This is a genomic window from Mycobacterium sp. 94-17, from assembly GCF_035617725.1.
GTDB lineage: Bacteria > Actinomycetota > Actinomycetes > Mycobacteriales > Mycobacteriaceae > Mycobacterium.
In genome coordinates this window covers 74,466-90,860 of the sequence record NZ_JAPIYN010000001.1, presented here as the reverse complement: position 1 = coordinate 90,860, position 16,395 = coordinate 74,466, and the positions used below count along the sequence as shown (strand labels likewise).

Genomic DNA, 16,395 nt, shown 5'->3' with positions numbered 1-16,395 from the left:
CGCTTCGCTCTGCATCGTCGCCGGCGTGATTCATGACGCCACTCGATCGGCTATGCGATCCGACCACAGCAGACCGACGCAGGTCAGCGCCGACCCGACGAGCATCAACCACCCGCCCGCGCGCCCGCCAAGCAAGAAGTCCAGCGGACGGGCACCGATCAGTTGCCCCAGCAACACGCCGAGCACGGGCAGCGCGGCCAGTATCGCCGCGGTCGCCCGTGCGCCGGCCATGCTGGAAGTCACGCGGGCCGAGAACCGTTGCCGCTCAGCGATATCGCGCTGCGCGGTACGCATCAGAGTGGAAATTCCCAGCCCGTTGTCGTTGGCCAGCCGCCAGCACAACGCCAGCCGCTCCCAATGCGCGGACAGCTCCGAGCGGCGGCCCGCGGCGGCCAGCCCGGCCGCGACGTCGGCGCCCAGCCGGGCCCGCGCCGCCACCGAACGCAGCGACACCGCAACCGCGCCCGCGGTGTCGTCGGCGGCGACGCGGAACGCGCGCACCGGATGAGCGCCTGCCCGCAATTCACCGACCAGCACCTCGAGCGCGGACTGCAGCGCGTGGCCCTCGGCGGTGGCGCGCCGGATTCGCACGCGGCGCCGGTACCGCAGTCCCGCGGTCGTGCCCACCACCGCGATGCAGAGGACGGTTGTCAACGGCAGCACGATGGCGGCGGTGCAGCCGATAGCCGCGGCAAGCAAGCCCACCCCACGCAGCCCGACCGCGGGAACTCGCCGCTGGCGTGGCCCCGGCAGCCGTCGCCGCGGTGCGGACTGACTGGCGATGACCGCGAGCGCCAACAACAGCGCGCCGGCCGGCGGGCCGTTCACGCCGACATCCGGCCGCGCAGCAGGCGTTGCAGTTGCGGGGCGGCATCCGTCATGCCCCGGTCCGCATGCCAGACGGTGACCGCGCGTACCTGGCGTCGATCATGTTGCAGCGCAGCAATTTCGCTGAGCCGCCTGCGACCGGCGCGGTCGCGCTCGACGTGCACCAGCACCTGGACAGCGGCGGCGAGTTGGCTGTGCAGTGCGCCGCGATCGAGGCCGCCGAGCGCACCCAATGCCTCCAGCCGGGCGGGAACTTCCCCGGGGCTGTTGGCATGCACGGTGCCGGCACCGCCATCGTGGCCGGTATTGAGCGCGGCCAGCAGGTCCACCACTTCGGCGCCCCTTACCTCGCCGACCACAATGCGGTCGGGCCGCATTCGCAGCGCCTGGCGGACCAGCTGGCGCACCGGAACCTCGCCGACACCTTCGATGTTGGCGCAGCGGGCGACCAGCTTCACCAGATGTGGATGCCGCGGTGCCAGCTCGGAGGCATCTTCGACGCAGATGATCCGTTCGCCCGGCGGCACGGCTCCCAGCATCGCGGCCAAAAGCGTTGTCTTGCCCGCCCCGGTGCCTCCGCTGACCAGGAAGGCCAACCGGGCATCGATGATGTCGGTGACCAGTGCGGCGGCCGCGGGTCCGATCGTGCCGGCCGCGGCCAGGGCCGCGAGATCCTGGCTGGCGGGCCGCAGCACCCGCAGCGACAGGCAGGTGCCCGCTGCCGCCACCGGCGGCAACACCGCATGCAGTCGCACCGCCAGCCCGCCCGCACCGATGCCGGCAAGCTCGCCGTCCACCCAGGGCTGTGCGTCGTCCAGGCGCCGGCCCGCGGCGAGCGCAAGCCGCTGGGCCAACCGTCGCACCGCCGCCTCGTCGGGGAAACGAATCTCGGTGCGCCGCAGACCGGTTCCGTCGTCGACCCATACCGCGTCCGGTGCGGTGACCAAGACATCGGTCGTCCCGTCCGCGCAGAGCAGCGGATCGAGGATGCCCGCACCGGTGAGCTCGGTCTGCAGTACCCGGAGGTTGGCCAGCACCTCGGTGTCGCCGAGCATGCCCCCGGACTCGGCCCGGATCGCGGCGGCCACCACGGCAGGCCCCAGCGGACCGGCCTCGCCGGCCAGTCGCTCGCGGACCCTCTCGATCAGCGAACCGCTCATGCCGCCTTGCCGTTCCTTCCCGCTTTCCGGTGCGCCCCTGCGGGCGGCAACACGCCAAGGACCTGGCGCGCCGCCACCGCGAGGGCCGAGCGGTGTCCGAGCCGCAGTCCGCCGCGGTCGACCTGCTCGGCGAGTTGCGGCTGTGCCCGGATCGCGGCCAGCAGCGGCAGTCCGGTGATCTCGGCGATCTCGGCCGGCCGCAATCCCGCGGGCGACGGACCCCGCACCACCAGGCCGACATTCGGATTGATCGCCGCCACGACCGGAGCCAGCGCGCCGGTCGCCGCGCACGCCCGCAGGTCACAGCGACTCACCACGACGACCAGGTCGGCCGCGTTCAGCGCGGCCTGCGTCGCGTCGGTGAGACGACGGGGAAGGTCGCAGACGACGCTGACCGCGCCACGCCGGCCCGCATCGATGACCGCGTGCACCGGTGCACCGTCCAACTCGTAGCCGCGCCGGGTGCCGGACAGCACGCTGACTCCGCGATGCCGTGGCAACGCATCGCGGACGGCCGCCCAGTTGAGCCGCCCACCCTGCAACGCCAGATCCGGCCAGCGCAGCCCCGGCGTACTTTCGCCGCCGAGCAACAAATCGAGGCCGCCGCCCCAGGGATCGAGGTCGACCAACAACGCTTCCGTGGCAGCCTGAGCCAAGGCGACCGCCAGCAGCGAGGCGCCCGCCCCGCCACTGCCCCCGATGACGGCGACCGCGTGGCCGCGCGACCCGTCGTCGCGGGAGGATTCGGCGGCTTCGGCGAGCGCGCCGACCAACTCGGCTTCCTGCCGGGGCAGACACAACACCTGCCCGGCCCCGACCGCGACGGCGGCGGCCCACGTCGTCGCGTCCGGTTCGAGCGCCGTCATCACGGTCACGTGATCGCGCCGCGGCAGCGACCATCGCCCGCAGCGGGCCGCCGCCCGCGCGTCCAAAACGACGGCCGCGGCCGCGGCCCAACTCTTGCGGCTGACCGGAGACGCGTCGCCGGCATGCACCACGCGAACACCCGCGGCGGCCGCCACGCGGTCGACCTCGGCGCGCATGTCCGGATCCGCCAGCACCGCCAGCACACCCGCCGACCCCGTCGCATCAACTCCGGATCCGCCAGCCATCCGCCCACTTTGCGCGATCGTGACCTTGGGACGACAGTGCCAATTGCGGATTTGTGGATAGAGACGCGAGTGTGCACAAAGTCGTCATGAAGGATGGCGGCCGGGGCGACGAACGCATTTTCCCGCAACGCATCGAGAGCCGAACTATGCGCCGTGAAGTGAGAACAGCTGACCGCAGAAATGGGACGACCCCCGCCAGGGGGGGAGGAGGCGAGGGTCGTCGTGCATCAGCCCCGGGGGGTCGGGCTGATACACCCTCGGCACAGGCCGAGTAATGCTTACTATACACATGACAAGCCTCGGTAACGCAAGACCACACTTGCGGAAAAGACAGCTTGAGCCGCGTAAACACTGCCCTTTCGGCCCCGGACCCTCTTGAGCATGTATTTTCGGTACGGTGTCGCGGCCTCCCGGGATCGCCGACCTATGCTGGGTCGGTGACCGTCTTCGACCCCACCGCGGAGCAGTCAGCCCCGGCGCAATCAGCGGCAAGCACCGACCCCAACGCCCGCACGGCGGCCTTCTTCGATCTGGACAAGACCATCATCGCCAAGTCCAGCACCCTGGCGTTCAGCAAACCGTTTTTCAACCAGGGTCTACTGAACCGTCGCGCCGTGCTCAAGTCCAGCTACGCCCAGTTCATCTACCTGCTGTCCGGCGCCGATCATGACCAGATGGATCGGATGCGCGCCCACATGACCAATATGTGCACCGGCTGGGACGTCGAACAGGTCAAGTCGATCGTCAACGAGACGCTGCACGACATCGTGACTCCGCTGGTGTTCGCCGAAGCTGCCGACCTGATCGCGGCCCACAAATTGTGCGGGCGTGACGTCGTGGTGGTGTCGGCCTCCGGGGAGGAGATCGTCGCGCCGATCGCGCGGGCCCTGGGAGCGACCCACGCGATGGCGACCCGGATGGTCGTCGAGGATGGTCGATACACCGGCGAGATCGCGTTCTACTGCTACGGCGAGGGCAAGGTGCAAGCGATCCGCGAACTGGCCGCGCGCGAGGGCTACCCGCTGGAACACTGCTACGCCTACTCCGATTCGATCACCGATCTGCCGATGCTCGAGTCCGTCGGCCACCCCAGCGTCGTCAACCCCGACCGCGGGCTGCGCAGGGAGGCCGTCGAACGCGGCTGGCCGGTCATGTCGTTCTCTCGTCCGGTGTCGCTGCGCGACCGCATCCCGGCGCCGTCCGGTGCCGCGATCGCCACGACGGCCGCGGTCGGCATCAGTGCGCTGGCCGCCGGAGCGGTCACCTATTCGCTGTTGCGCCGGTACGCGTTCTGAGCCGGCGGCGGTGAAAGAGCAAACTCGTTAAACACGCAATCCAAAACGGATTCGGCGCCATTTCGCGAATTGGCCTTGCTGAGCCAGGGGTCTAGTAGTACAAAGGAAACACGGAAGCCCGGTGAGGCCAAGGTCGATCCGGAAGAGAAGGATCGTTCTCCCGACCCGGGCGCCCAGCACGGTACCCGGCACCCACGCGGAGTCACAGCCGCGAAAATGGCAGAAGTGTTGCGGGCCTGCGAGATTGCGAAAATGCGAAAGGTGTCGTCGGTCCTTTGGGTGGGGCCGCCACCGCAAGCGTCGTGAGATCGCCGAGGTCAACCCACGCAGCCCCGAGATGCACGCTTGGTAACCGAGTCCCGTGCTAGCGGGCGGCGGACCGAACATTCGGAACGCCGCCCGCTCTACATTTCTGCGACCGTTTTGCCGTGCCTTTTCCGTGCCACGATCCCGGCCTTCCGGCCGGTGGATCCGGGGCCTCAGCTACCGGTTCGGCATCGAGTCCGCGATCGACACAGCCTCCTGCGCACCAACTTTCATCGCGCGGCAGCACAGCACCAGCCACGCCCCCACCCCCTGCGGCGTGCCCTCGGCGAATCCCTGCGCGGCGTCACGGTACTCCGCGGGCTGGCGCATCCAACTGACCTCGGGCACCCCGAGCCCGTGCGGGTCCAGCCCGCTGGCGATGGTCACCAATCGAGAGACCGCGCGAGCCACCACACCGTCAGAGCTGCCGAAGGGTTTCAGCGTCAACAATTCGCCGTGCGCGACGGCGGCCAGCACGGGCGCAGGCACCCGCGTGCGCCCATTCACCAAGTCCGCCAACAACTCCAGTCGCGGCCCCACGCCGGCGCCGGCGCGCGGGCGGCCCAGCCGCTCGTCGTCGGCCTGCTCCGCCGCGGCGAGCACGTGCAGACGGGCCAGGGCCTGCAGCGGCGCGCGCCGCCAGATCGCGACGACGGGGCCTTCGCCGCCCTCCAGCGCCTGGGCCACCCGAAGCGCCCCGGCAAACACGGGATCACTGATCTGCCCGGCGTCGGCGAGATCCTCCAGCCGGACGGGGCCACCGTCGAGCACCGACGACGCGCGCGCCGCCCGCAGCGCCGCCTCGGCGGCGGTCACAGGCCAGCCCCGCAGATTGGCGCGGTGCCGGTGAGCGCGGCCCAGTGCCTCGCGGGCGCGGTCACTGGCCTCGGCGACGCCGGGCAGTTCCATCAGCGGGGCCAGCGGATCAGCCGTCACAGTGTCACAACCTATCCCCACCGGATTCACCGCGCGTGGGGGATGGCGTCGAGCAACTGACGGGTGTACTCGTGCCCGGGTTCGGCGAACAGCTTGTCGGTGGGCGCGAGTTCCACCACGCGGCCCGCGCGCATCACCAGCACGTCGTCGGCGATCTGCCGGACCACCGCCAGGTCATGGCTGATGAACAGATAGGCCAAGCCCAGTTCGGCCTGCAGCCAAGCCAGCAGGTCGAGTATCTGCGCCTGGACCAGAACGTCGAGCGCCGACACCGCCTCGTCACAGACCAGCACCTCGGGCCGCAACGCCAGCGCCCGCGCGATCGCCACCCGTTGCCGCTGCCCGCCCGAGAGCTCGCGCGGCAACCGGTCCAGCGCCGACGACGGCAGCGCTACCTGGTCGACGAGCTCGCGTACCGCCCGTGCGCGTTGTCTGCGGTCGCCGACGCGGTGGATCCGCAACGGTTCCTCGATGGCGCGAAACACCGAGTACATGGGGTCGAGGCTGCTGTACGGGTTCTGGAATACCGGTTGCACGCGCCGGCGAAACGCCAGCATCGCCTCCCGGCTCAGCGCGTCGGAGATCCGTGTGCCCCCGAAATCCACTGTGCCCCACGTTGGTTGGAGTAGGCCCAGCGCCATGCGGGCCACCGTCGACTTGCCGGAGCCGGATTCGCCGACGATCGCCAGGGTGCGGGCCCGCTGCAGCCTGAACGACACCGCGTCGACGGCGCGGAACTCGGCCCGCCGCCACGGTGCGCCGCGCGAATCCCGGTAGACCTTGGTGAGATCCGAGGCGACGAGGACGTCCTCGGTCGGGGGCGACGCGGGCCGGGCGCGACGCGTCAGCGATGGAGCCGCCGCCACCAGCCGCTGAGTGTACTCGTGTCGCGGGTCTCGCAGAATCGATTGCGCCGCACCGGATTCCACCACCATACCGCGATGGATTACGACCACGGACTCGGCGCGTTCGGCAGCAAGCGCCAGATCGTGGGTGATCAGCAGCAGCGCGGTCCCGAGTTGGGTGGTCAGCCGCTGCAGATGTTCGAGGACCTGCCGTTGCACCGTGACGTCCAGGGCCGAGGTCGGTTCGTCGGCGATCAGCAGCTGCGGACGGCCCGCCAGCCCGATCGCGATCAACGCGCGCTGGCACATGCCGCCGGACAACTGGTGCGGATACTTGCCCGCCTGCTTCGCCGGATCCGGCATGCCGGCCTCGGCGAGCAGTTCGACCGCCCGTCGCCGGGACTGGTGGCCATCGGTGTTGGCCCGCAACGCTTCTGAGATCTGAAAGCCGACCTTCCAGACGGGGTTGAGGTTGGTCATCGGGTCCTGAGGTACATAACCGATGCGACGCCCCCGAATCGACCGCAGCAGCTTCCGATCCGCCGAGGTGATGTCGATGCCATCAAAAGTGATGCGGCCGGCCGTGATTCGGCCTCCTGGCGGCAGCAGGCCGAGGATCGCTGCGGCCGTGGTGGACTTGCCGGATCCCGACTCGCCCACCACGGCAACGGTCTGGCCGCGCAGGACGCGCAGATCCACTCCGGCCACGACGGGGGTCTGGTCGCCGAACCGCACTTGCAGGCCCTCGACCTCCAACAGCGGGCCGGTCATGCCCGCCTCGCCCGCGACGCCGGATCCAGGGCGTCGCGCAGGGCGTCGCCCATCATCATGAACGCCAGCACCGTGATCGCCAGTGCACCTGCGGGATAGAACAGGATCGGCGACCCGGCCCGAAGGCGAGTCTGGGCGATGTTGATGTCTCCACCCCAGGACACCACCGACGCCGGCAGCCCGACACCGAGGTAGGACAGCGTGGCCTCGGTGACGATGAAGGCACCCAGCGCGATCGTGGACATCGCGATCACCGGGCCCACCGCGTTGGGTAACGCGTGTCGCAGCAGCGTTTGAAACCTGCTCAACCCCAACGCTTGTACGGCGAGCATATAATCACTGCCACGGACTTCCAGCACCGCGCCGCGGGCGATCCTGGCTATCTGCGGCCAACCGAACAGGGCCAGGATGGCGATTACCGTCCACACCGTGCGGTGGTGCAGAACCTGCATGAGGACGATCGCGGCCAGCAGCAGCGGCAGTCCGAAGAAGATGTCGCTGATGCGAGAGACGACGGCGTCCAGCCAGCCCCCGTAGAAGCCGGCCAACGCGCCCAGTGCCCCGCCGACGACGAAGACCAACAGCGTGGCACCCAACCCGACCGTCACCGACGCCCGCGCCCCGTAGATGGTGCGCGTGTAGATGTCGTGGCCCTGCAGGTCGGTGCCGAACCAGTGCGCCGCCGAAGGGCTGCGCAGGCTTTGGCCGGGGTCGGCATAGCCGGGATCGGCGTGGGTGAACAACGCGGGAAACAGCGCGACCGCAACGATGAGCAGGATCAGCACCGCGGCGACGACGAACTTCGGGCGGCGGTGCAGCTTGCGCCAGGTCTCGCCCCAGAACCCGGAGTGTTCAGCCATAGCGGATCCTCGGGTCCAGAACCGCGTAGAGCAGATCCACCACCAGGTTGGTGACCAGATAGATCAGCACCAGCACCGTCACGATCGCCACCACGGTGGGCGCTTCCTGCCGGGTCACGGCTTGGTAGAGCACCCCGCCCACACCATGAATGTTGAAGATGCCTTCGGTCACGATGGCCCCGCCCATCAACGCGCCCAGGTCGGCGCCCAGGAAGGTCACGACCGGAATCAGCGAGTTGCGCAGGATGTGCACGGTCACCACCCGCGGCCGCGACAACCCCTTGGCGGTGGCGGTGCGGACGTGGTCGGCGTGCGCGTTGGCGGCCACGGCGGATCGGGTCAGCCGCACGATGTAGGCGAATGAGACTGAGCCCAAGACGATTCCGGGCAGCAGCAGTCGTGCGAACGTGGCCCGTTCACCCACGGTGACCGGCGCGATGCCCAGCTTGACCCCGAACAGGAACTGGGCCAGGAAGCCCAGCACGAAGATCGGGATCGCGATGACGATCAGCCCGGAGATGAGCACCGTGGCATCGAACAGACCGCCCTGGCGCAGCCCGGAGATCACGCCGAAGCCGATGCCCAGCACCGCTTCCACCACCAGAGCGATCAACGCGAGCCGGATGGTGACCGGAAACGCGTGCGCCAAAACGGCGCTGACCGGCAAGCCGGAATAGGCGCGGCCCAGGTCGCCGTGCAGGACGCCGCCCAGGTAGCGCAGGTACTGCAACAGGAACGGATCGTCGAGGTGGTAGCGCGCCCGAAGCCCGGCCGCCACGGCCGGGGTCAGCGGCCGGTCCCCGGCGATGGCGGCCAGCGGATCACCGGGCAGCAGAAAGACCATGCCGTAGATCAGCAGGGTGGCGCCCAGGAAGATGGGCACCATGACGGCGATCCTGCGTGCGATGTAGAAGCCCATGTCTCAGCCCTTGACCAGGTTCTCGTAGTCGGGCAGCCCGTTCCAGGTGACCTTGACGGCGCTGACCTGCGGCGACCACCCGACCACGGCGATGTAGTACCACAGCGGGACGGCGGGCATGTCGTGCAACAGGATTCGTTGAGCGACGTTCACCAGCGCGTCGGCCTGCCGTAGGTCGGGAGCCGCCTCGGCCGCGGCCAGGCCGGCGTCGAACTCGGGGCTCGAGTAGCCGACGTCATTGGATCCCGCGCCGGTGGAGTACAACGGGGCGACGAACTCGATCATCGACGGGTAGTCGCCGATCCAGCCGGCCCGGAACGCGGTGTCGATGGTGCGGTTGGTGATCTGGGTGCGAAAGCCGGCGAAGGTGGGCTGCGGCGCACCGACGGCATCGATGCCCAGCACGTTCTTGATGCTGTTGGCCACCGCGTCCACCCACTCCTGGTGGCCGCTGTCGGCGTTGTAGGCGATCGCGTAGCGCCCGCTCCACGGCGAGATGGCGTCGGCACGCGCCCAGAGTTGGCGCGCCCGTTCGGGGTTGAAGTCCAACGCGTCGCTGCCGGGGATATGCGGATCGAATCCCGGCAGCGAGCTGGCGGTGAAGTCGCGGGCGGGGCTGCGGGTGTTGTTGAAGATCTGTCGACAGATCTGCGGGCGGTTGATGGCCGCCGACAATGCCAGCCGGCGCAGACGGCCTTCTTCCCCGCCGAAGTGCGCCAGCCGCAGCGGGGTGTCCAGGGACTGGCTGACGGCGACGGGTCCGCTGGCGGCGTTGCCGCCCAGGTCGCGCTGGTAGATCGTCAACGCGCTGGACGGAATCGTGTCCAGCACATCGAGATTGCCCGAGAGCAGGTCGGCGTAGGCGGTGTCCAGGTTGGAGTAGAACTCGAACCTCAGCCCCTTGTTGCGTGGCTTGCGGTTGCCGTGGTAACCGGGGTTGGGCCGCAGGTCGATTCGGACGTTGTGCTCCCACGCGGGACCGTCGGGCCCGTCGGCGAGTTGGTACGGTCCGTCGCCGATCGGGTGCTGCCCGAAAGCGGTCATGTCCCGAAAGGCTTTCTGCGGCAAGGGGTAGAACGCGCTGTGCCCCAGTCGCAGCGTGAAGTCGATGGTGGGCGCCTTCAGCCGGACGGTGAACTCCCGGTCGTTGATCACGTTCAGGCCGGACATGGTGGTTGCGGTTGGCCTGCCGTCGGCGGTCAGCCCGGCGACGGCGTCGTAGCCGTCGATGGGACCGAAAAAGTTCTGCTGCAGTTGGGCATTGGTGCTCAGCGCCCCGTAGTTCCAGGCGTCGACGAAGGAATGCGCGGTCACCGGTGAGCCGTCGGTGAAGGTCCATCCGGGTTTGAGGACGATCCGGTAGTTGACGTTGTCGGTGGTGTCGACCGACTGGGCGACCTCCGGGGAGGGGTTGCCGGCGGCGTCGTAGGACATCAGTCCGGCGAAGAGCCGATCGAGGATCCGCCCACCCTGGCTGTCGTTGGTGCCGGTGGGGATCAGCGGGTTCGGCGGTTCCCCGCCGTTGACCACCACCAGATCCGGGCTCAGGACGCCGCCGCCGCATCCGGCGAGCGGGGCGATCACCAGCATCGCGGCGGCAACCGGGGCCAGCAAGCCCACCGCGGTCCGCATCCGACGCATGACATCCGACCCTAGGGCCTGAGTCGCCCCGGCCACCTGAAGACCGCGGCGACCGTGCCCGCGCTATCACTCGCACAGCTACGCCTCACCCGGCTAGGCTCGCAGTCGGCCAAGGGCGCAGGGCCACCGAACGGCGCACTCTCGACGCAGGAGAACAGCCAGTGACCGCCACCGATACCGCAGGGTCGTCGACGTATCCGCCGGCGCGGCAATTCGCCGAGCAGGCCAACGCGAGCGAAGAGCTGTACCGCGAAGCCGAGCGCGACCGGCTGGCGTTCTGGGCCGAGCAGGCCGGTCGGCTGTCCTGGGCGACGCCCTTCAGCGAGGTGCTGGACTGGTCGGAGGCGCCGTTCGCCACGTGGTTCGGCGACGGCAAACTCAACGTCGCCTACAACTGCGTCGACCGGCACGTGGAGGCGGGGCACGGCGATCGGGTCGCCATCCACTGGGAGGGCGAGCCGGTCGACCACCACCGCAGCCTGACCTACTCCGAGCTGCAGGCCGAGGTGTGCAAGGCCGCCAACGTGCTGACCGACCTCGGCCTGTCCGCCGGCGACCGGGTCGCGATCTACCTGCCGCTGATTCCCGAAGCGGTGATCGCGATGCTGGCATGCGCCCGGCTGGGCATCATGCACAGCGTGGTGTTCGCCGGCTTCACCGCCAAGGCGCTGCGGGCCCGGATCGCCGACGCGCGGGCCAAGCTACTGATCACCAGCGACGGCCAGTTCCGCCGCGGCAAGCCGGCACCGTTGAAGGACGCCGCCGACGAGGCCGTCCAGCCCGGCCCGGACGGCGACAGCCCTGTCGAGCACGTACTTGTGGTGCGGCGCACCGGAATTGACGTGTCCTGGAACGACGACCGTGACCTGTGGTGGCACGACGCCGTCGACGCCGCCTCTCCCGAACACACGGCGGAACCCTTCGATGCCGAGCAGCCGCTGTTCCTGCTGTACACCTCGGGAACCACCGGCAAGCCCAAAGGCATCGTGCATACCAGCGGCGGCTATCTGACCCAGGCCGCCTACTCCCACTACTACGTGTTCGACATCAAGGCCGAGACCGACGTCTTCTGGTGCACCGCCGACATCGGCTGGGTCACCGGGCACACCTATGGCGTGTACGGTCCGCTGGCCAACGGGGTCACCGAGGTCCTCTATGAGGGCACACCCGACTCGCCCAACCAGCACCGGCATTTCGAGATCATCGAAAAGTACCGCGTGACAATCTATTACACAGCGCCCACGCTCATCCGCACGTTCATGAAGTGGGGGCGCGAGATCCCCGACGCGCACGACCTGTCCAGCCTGCGGCTGCTGGGCACGGTGGGCGAGCCGATCAACCCCGAGGCGTGGCGCTGGTACCGCAAGGTCATCGGCGCCGAACGCCTTCCGATCGTGGACACCTGGTGGCAGACGGAAACGGGTGCGGCGACGATCTCCCCGCTGCCCGGAGTCGCTGCGGCCAAACCGGGTTCGGCGATGAGGCCGCTGCCGGGTATCTCGGCCAAGATCGTCGACGATCACGGCGAGGAGCTGGTGCCGGGCATCCACCAGGGCGAGCACGTCACCGGCTACCTGGTCCTGGATCAGCCGTGGCCGTCCATGCTGCGCGGCATCTGGGGCGATCCGGAGCGATACGCCGAGACCTACTGGTCGCGATTCGCCGAGCAGGGCTGGTATTTCGCCGGCGACAGCGCCTATTACGACCGCGACGGCGCCATCTGGGTGGTGGGCCGCATCGACGACGTGATGAACGTGTCGGGCCATCGGCTCTCGAGCGCCGAACTGGAGTCGGCGCTCGTCGGTCACTCCGGAGTGGCCGAGGCCGCGGTGGTCGCGAGAGCCGACGAGACCACCGGCCAGGCCATCTGCGCGTTCGTCGTCGTGTGCGCCGAGTACGAGGTGCACGACGGGATCGTCGAAGAGCTGCGCGCCGAAGTGGCCCGCGAGATCTCACCCATCGCCAAGCCGCGGGAAATCCACGTGGTGCCCGAGCTGCCCAAGACCCGCAGCGGCAAGATCATGCGCAGGCTGTTGCGCGACATCGCCGAGAACCGCGATCTAGGTGACACCTCGACGCTGCTGGATCCCGGCGTCTTCGACGCCATCAGGGCGGCGAAGTAGGTTCAGTCGGGCAGCGGGCTGAACCCCGTACCGGCCCGATGTTTGGCGTTGATGTCACCGAGGACCGTATTGAACGACACCACCACCGCCGGCGTATGCAACGGAATGTATTTCGTGATGCAGGTCGGCAAGTTGTCGCTGAACGCTCCGTGGATCATGCCGACCAATTGATTGTTGACGGTAACCGGTGCGCCGGAGTCACCCGGTTGACCGCAGACCTGCATGACGATGGTGCCCGGCGTCTGGCCCATGCCCCAGGTGACACCGCACGAATTGCCGGTCGTGCGGCCCTGTTTGCACGCGATCGCGCCGAAGGCGGGGTCCGGACCGATGCCATTGATCAAGAAGCCGTTGAAGTTGGCCACCGGCGTCACCTTGGCCGGGTCGAACTTGATCACGGCGTAGTCGAGGTTGTCGTTGCCCGCCACCATGGTGCCCAGCACGCCCGCGTTCTCCGCGCCCTCGGCGGTCACCTGGGCTCCCGGGCCGCCGCAGTGCGCGGAGGTGAAGCCGATCAGGTCACCGGCGGTGTCGCCACCGATGGTGGTCAGGGTGCACATGGTGTCGCCGTTGATGACGATGCCGGCACCACCGCCCATCGGGATGCGGACGTCGGCGGCGGCGGCCCGGGCAAACGAGCCCGTGACGGCCACCAGCACGAGGACCATCGCCACGAAGAAGCATCGGTGCGCGCTCCGCACAGCCTCACTCCTATCGGTAGGCCGGAAATCACGACCGGCTTGGCCGAGTGTAATCGGCCGCCGTGTGATGTTGGCCCGACGCTCGAACCTGCGGCGCAGTGCTCGTCTGGCTTCATGTGTCCGGGCGCCACGTGGCAACATGAACCGCGACCGCAGCGAGCCGGGCGACGACGAAAGAGGACGGTCTGTGAGCAAAGCCGATGACAAGAACGGTGTGCCCAGCACCCTGACCACCATTCCGTTGACCGACCCGCATGCCAGAGCTGCCGAGCCGTCGATCGGTGACCTGATCAAGGACGCGAGCGCCCAGGTCTCCACGCTGGTGCGTGCCGAAGTCGAACTGGCTCGCGCCGAGATCACGCGTGACGTCAAGAAGGGTCTCACCGGCAGCGTCTTCTTCATCGCCGCGCTGGTGGTGCTGTTCTACTCCACCTTCTTTTTCTTCTTCTTCCTCGCCGAGCTGCTCGACTCCTGGCTGTGGCGCTGGGCGGCGTTCCTGATCGTCTTCGGGATCATGGTGGTGGTCGGCGCGGTCCTGGCCCTGCTGGGCTTCCTCAAAGTGCGCCGGATCCGCGGGCCGCGTCAGACCATCGAATCGGTCAAGGAGACGCGCAGCGCCCTGGCGCCGGGCCACGACAAGGCCCCCGTCGTCAAGCAGCTCCCAGAATCCCGCGACGGGGTCGCGAAGCCCGCGGCCGGCGCTGCCGGCGATCCATCGGGTTGGTAGATGGCACCGCCGGATCCGTCGGTAACGCGCATCGAGGGGCCGTGGCGCCATCTCGATGTGCATGCCAACGGCATCCGCTTCCACGTCGTCGAGGCGCTCAGCGACGCCGACGGCACGCCGGTGGCGGCGCGCCCGCTGGTGATGCTGCTGCACGGTTTCGGGTCGTTCTGGTGGTCCTGGCGTCATCAGCTGCGCGGGCTGCGCGGGGCGCGCGTGGTCGCCGTCGACCTGCGCGGCTACGGCGGCAGCGATAAGCCACCGCGCGGCTACGACGGCTGGACGATGGCCGGCGACACCGCCGGACTCGTTCGGGCACTCGGGCACTCCTCGGCGACCCTGGTGGGCCACGCCGACGGCGGGCTGGCCTGCTGGGCCACCGCACTGTTGCATCCGCGGCTGGTGTCGGCGATCGCGCTGATCAGTTCCCCGCATCCCGCGGCGTTGCGGCGATCCACGCTGACGCGGCGCGACCAGGCTTGTGCGCTGTTGCCGACGCTGCTGCAATACCAGCTACCGCTGTGGCCCGAGCGCGTGTTGACCCGGGACAACGCCGCCGAAATCGAACGCCTGGTCCGCAGCCGCAGCTGCGGCAAATGGCTTGCCTCCGAGGACTTTTCCGAGACCGTCGGCCATCTGCGGACGGCGATCCAGATTCCGGCGGCCGCGCACAGCGCGCTGGAATACCAGCGCTGGGCCGTGCGCAGCCAGTTGCGCGACGAAGGCCGGCGCTTCATGAGGTCGATGAGCCCGCGGCTCAGCGTGCCGCTGTTGCACCTGCGCGGCGAGGCGGATCCGTACGTGCTGGCCGACCCGGTCGACCGTACTCGGCGCTACGCCCCTCAGGGACGCTACGTATCCGTCGCGGACGCAGGGCATTTCAGCCATGAGGAAGCACCCGAGGACATCAACCGGCACCTGACGAAGTTTCTGGAGCAGGTGCACCTGAGCGGGACGCGGTAGGCGCCACCGCTCAGCCGACGCAGGACCCGGTGCCTGTCTGCTGAGTATCGCCGATTCTGGAAAGCTGACTGGCCACCTCGTCGGCGGTCAACACGAACCCGGTGTCCGGGTCATCGACCGCCGCACCGAAGACCACGCCGAGCACGTTACCGTCGAGGTCGATCAATGGCCCACCCGAATTACCTTGCTCCACACTGGCTCTGATCGTGTAGACGTCACGGTTGACCGGCGCCGGATCCCGATAGATGTCGGGTCCGCTCAACTTGATCAGCTCGCGGATCCTGGCCGGGGTCGCGGTGAAGTTTCCCCCGCCGGGATAGCCCAGGACCACAACGCTGGCACCGGTTTTCGCGTCGGTCTGGGCGAATTTCAGAGGGGGCGGGGGCAGGTTCGGGACGGCCAGGATCGCGATGTCCACGGCCGGATCGTAGGACACCACGGTGGCGTCGAGGGGATTGCCGCTGGCGTAAATCTGGACGCTGTTCGATCCGGCCACCACGTGCGCATTGGTCATCACCCGGTCGGGTGCGATCACGAAACCGCTGCCCTCCAACACTTTCTGGCAACTCGGGGCCAGGCTGCGGACCTTCACCACACTCGGCGCGGTGGCCCGTACCACCGGGTTGTTGGCCAGCTCGGGATCGGGAGAGGCGACGGGTATCACCGGGGTGCGGCTGAACGGCTCGAGCACCGCGGGCAAGCCGGAGGTGTTGAGCAGCGCGGACAGTCGCTTGGGCACCGTCTTGAGCCAGGGCGGCGCGACGTCGTTGACCTTGGCCAGCACTCGTGAACCCCGCACCGCGGCGGCCAGTTCCGGCTGGTCCTTGGACTGGGTCAGCGGCGTCGCCAGCAACCACGCCGCCGTCAGCACTACAACCAGCTGAACCGCCACCCCGATCACCGAGTCGACCGTGCGGATGGAACGGCTGCGGATCGCACCGCGCACGGCGCGTCCGAGCACCACACCGGCGACCTCGCCGATGACGACGAGCGCGAGGATCAAGAACAGTGCGGCAAACAATTTCGCTCGCGGCGCGGAGATGTGGCTGACCAGGTGGGGCGCCAGCAGCACACCCGCGATCGCGCCGAGCAAAACGCCAACGAAGGACAACAAAGAGCCCAACGCGCCCGACCGCCAGCCCGAGACCGCCGCGATGAACGCGACCGCCAGGACCGCGACATCCAGCCACTGCGACGGGGTCATGGAATTC

General features: G+C 68.8%; 14 protein-coding genes. 4 read left to right on the top strand and 10 right to left on the bottom strand.

What is annotated here, in order from left to right; all coding sequences use genetic code 11:
- Positions 1–30 precede the first annotated feature (30 nt).
- The 3 genes from OQ789_RS00410 to ssd are packed head-to-tail and all read right to left on the bottom strand — an operon-like array spanning position 31 to position 3,100.
- Complete coding sequence (locus OQ789_RS00410; protein ID WP_324682656.1) at positions 31–828, bottom strand: type II secretion system F family protein; 798 nt, start codon at positions 826–828, stop codon at positions 31–33.
- Entirely contained in the window at positions 825–1,988 is a 1,164-nt protein-coding gene (locus OQ789_RS00405) for a TadA family conjugal transfer-associated ATPase (RefSeq protein WP_324682654.1), read from the bottom strand. The genes OQ789_RS00410 and OQ789_RS00405 overlap by 4 nt, the downstream gene beginning before the upstream one ends.
- Positions 1,985–3,100 (bottom strand): septum site-determining protein Ssd, encoded by a 1,116-nt coding sequence (ssd, locus tag OQ789_RS00400; RefSeq protein WP_324682652.1) that lies wholly within the window; start codon positions 3,098–3,100, stop codon positions 1,985–1,987. Before ssd ends, OQ789_RS00405 begins: the two co-directional genes overlap by 4 nt.
- Before the next feature lie 437 nt (positions 3,101–3,537).
- Here ssd and OQ789_RS00395 point away from each other — a divergent pair, with 437 nt between their 5' ends.
- The gene (locus tag OQ789_RS00395) at positions 3,538–4,395 is read left to right on the top strand and encodes an HAD-IB family hydrolase (RefSeq protein WP_324682650.1); all 858 of its coding nucleotides are present in this window, start codon (positions 3,538–3,540) and stop codon (positions 4,393–4,395) included.
- A gap of 483 nt (positions 4,396–4,878) precedes the next feature.
- Here OQ789_RS00395 and OQ789_RS00390 read toward each other — a convergent pair whose 3' ends face one another.
- Genes OQ789_RS00390 through OQ789_RS00370 form a run of 5 tightly spaced genes read right to left on the bottom strand, consistent with a single transcriptional unit; the run spans position 4,879 to position 10,664 of the window.
- Complete coding sequence (locus OQ789_RS00390) at positions 4,879–5,637, bottom strand: oxidoreductase (RefSeq protein ID WP_324682648.1); 759 nt, start codon at positions 5,635–5,637, stop codon at positions 4,879–4,881.
- Positions 5,638–5,663: 26 nt separating this feature from the next.
- Positions 5,664–7,253, bottom strand: a complete 1,590-nt coding sequence (locus OQ789_RS00385) for an ABC transporter ATP-binding protein (RefSeq protein ID WP_324682646.1) — start codon at positions 7,251–7,253, stop codon at positions 5,664–5,666.
- Complete coding sequence (locus OQ789_RS00380) at positions 7,250–8,113, bottom strand: ABC transporter permease (RefSeq protein WP_324682644.1); 864 nt, start codon at positions 8,111–8,113, stop codon at positions 7,250–7,252. The genes OQ789_RS00385 and OQ789_RS00380 overlap by 4 nt, the downstream gene beginning before the upstream one ends.
- On the bottom strand, positions 8,106–9,032 hold the full coding sequence (locus OQ789_RS00375; RefSeq protein WP_324682642.1) for an ABC transporter permease: 927 nt from the start codon (positions 9,030–9,032) through the stop codon (positions 8,106–8,108). The genes OQ789_RS00380 and OQ789_RS00375 overlap by 8 nt, the downstream gene beginning before the upstream one ends.
- Positions 9,033–9,035: 3 nt before the next feature.
- The gene (locus OQ789_RS00370) at positions 9,036–10,664 is read right to left on the bottom strand and encodes an ABC transporter substrate-binding protein (protein ID WP_324683326.1); all 1,629 of its coding nucleotides are present in this window, start codon (positions 10,662–10,664) and stop codon (positions 9,036–9,038) included.
- 170 nt (positions 10,665–10,834) lie between these two features.
- On the opposite strand from OQ789_RS00370, the gene acs reads away from it, so the two are divergent.
- Positions 10,835–12,796 (top strand): acetate--CoA ligase, encoded by a 1,962-nt coding sequence (gene acs / locus OQ789_RS00365; protein WP_324682640.1) that lies wholly within the window; start codon positions 10,835–10,837, stop codon positions 12,794–12,796.
- Between the two features lie 2 nt (positions 12,797–12,798).
- Here the strand turns inward: acs and OQ789_RS00360 are convergent, their stop codons facing one another.
- Positions 12,799–13,497, bottom strand: a complete 699-nt coding sequence (locus OQ789_RS00360) for a serine protease (RefSeq protein ID WP_324682638.1) — start codon at positions 13,495–13,497, stop codon at positions 12,799–12,801.
- 187 nt (positions 13,498–13,684) lie between these two features.
- Here OQ789_RS00360 and OQ789_RS00355 point away from each other — a divergent pair, with 187 nt between their 5' ends.
- Together OQ789_RS00355 and OQ789_RS00350 are read left to right on the top strand one after the other, a co-directional pair.
- Positions 13,685–14,224 carry a phage holin family protein gene (locus tag OQ789_RS00355; RefSeq protein ID WP_324682636.1) on the top strand — a complete coding sequence of 180 codons (540 nt, stop codon included), beginning with the start codon at positions 13,685–13,687 and terminating at the stop codon, positions 14,222–14,224.
- Complete coding sequence (locus OQ789_RS00350; protein ID WP_324682635.1) at positions 14,225–15,184, top strand: alpha/beta hydrolase; 960 nt, start codon at positions 14,225–14,227, stop codon at positions 15,182–15,184.
- 10 nt (positions 15,185–15,194) lie between these two features.
- Here the strand turns inward: OQ789_RS00350 and marP are convergent, their stop codons facing one another.
- On the bottom strand, positions 15,195–16,388 hold the full coding sequence (gene marP, locus OQ789_RS00345) for an acid resistance serine protease MarP (RefSeq protein ID WP_324683325.1): 1,194 nt from the start codon (positions 16,386–16,388) through the stop codon (positions 15,195–15,197).
- Between the last annotated feature and the right edge of the window lie 7 nt (positions 16,389–16,395).

Excerpts from the sequence above, each read along its gene's own strand:
- OQ789_RS00385 (WP_324682646.1), bottom strand. The coding sequence starts at position 7,253 with ATGACCGGCCCGCTGTTGGAGGTCGAGGGCCTGCAAGTGCGGTTCGGC.
- marP (WP_324683325.1), bottom strand. The coding sequence starts at position 16,388 with ATGACCCCGTCGCAGTGGCTGGATGTCGCGGTCCTGGCGGTCGCGTTC.
- OQ789_RS00375 (WP_324682642.1), bottom strand. The coding sequence starts at position 9,032 with ATGGGCTTCTACATCGCACGCAGGATCGCCGTCATGGTGCCCATCTTC.
- OQ789_RS00380 (WP_324682644.1), bottom strand. The coding sequence starts at position 8,113 with ATGGCTGAACACTCCGGGTTCTGGGGCGAGACCTGGCGCAAGCTGCAC.
- OQ789_RS00350 (WP_324682635.1), top strand. The coding sequence starts at position 14,225 with ATGGCACCGCCGGATCCGTCGGTAACGCGCATCGAGGGGCCGTGGCGC.
- OQ789_RS00370 (WP_324683326.1), bottom strand. The coding sequence starts at position 10,664 with ATGCGGACCGCGGTGGGCTTGCTGGCCCCGGTTGCCGCCGCGATGCTG.
- ssd (WP_324682652.1), bottom strand. The coding sequence starts at position 3,100 with ATGGCTGGCGGATCCGGAGTTGATGCGACGGGGTCGGCGGGTGTGCTG.
- OQ789_RS00405 (WP_324682654.1), bottom strand. The coding sequence starts at position 1,988 with ATGAGCGGTTCGCTGATCGAGAGGGTCCGCGAGCGACTGGCCGGCGAG.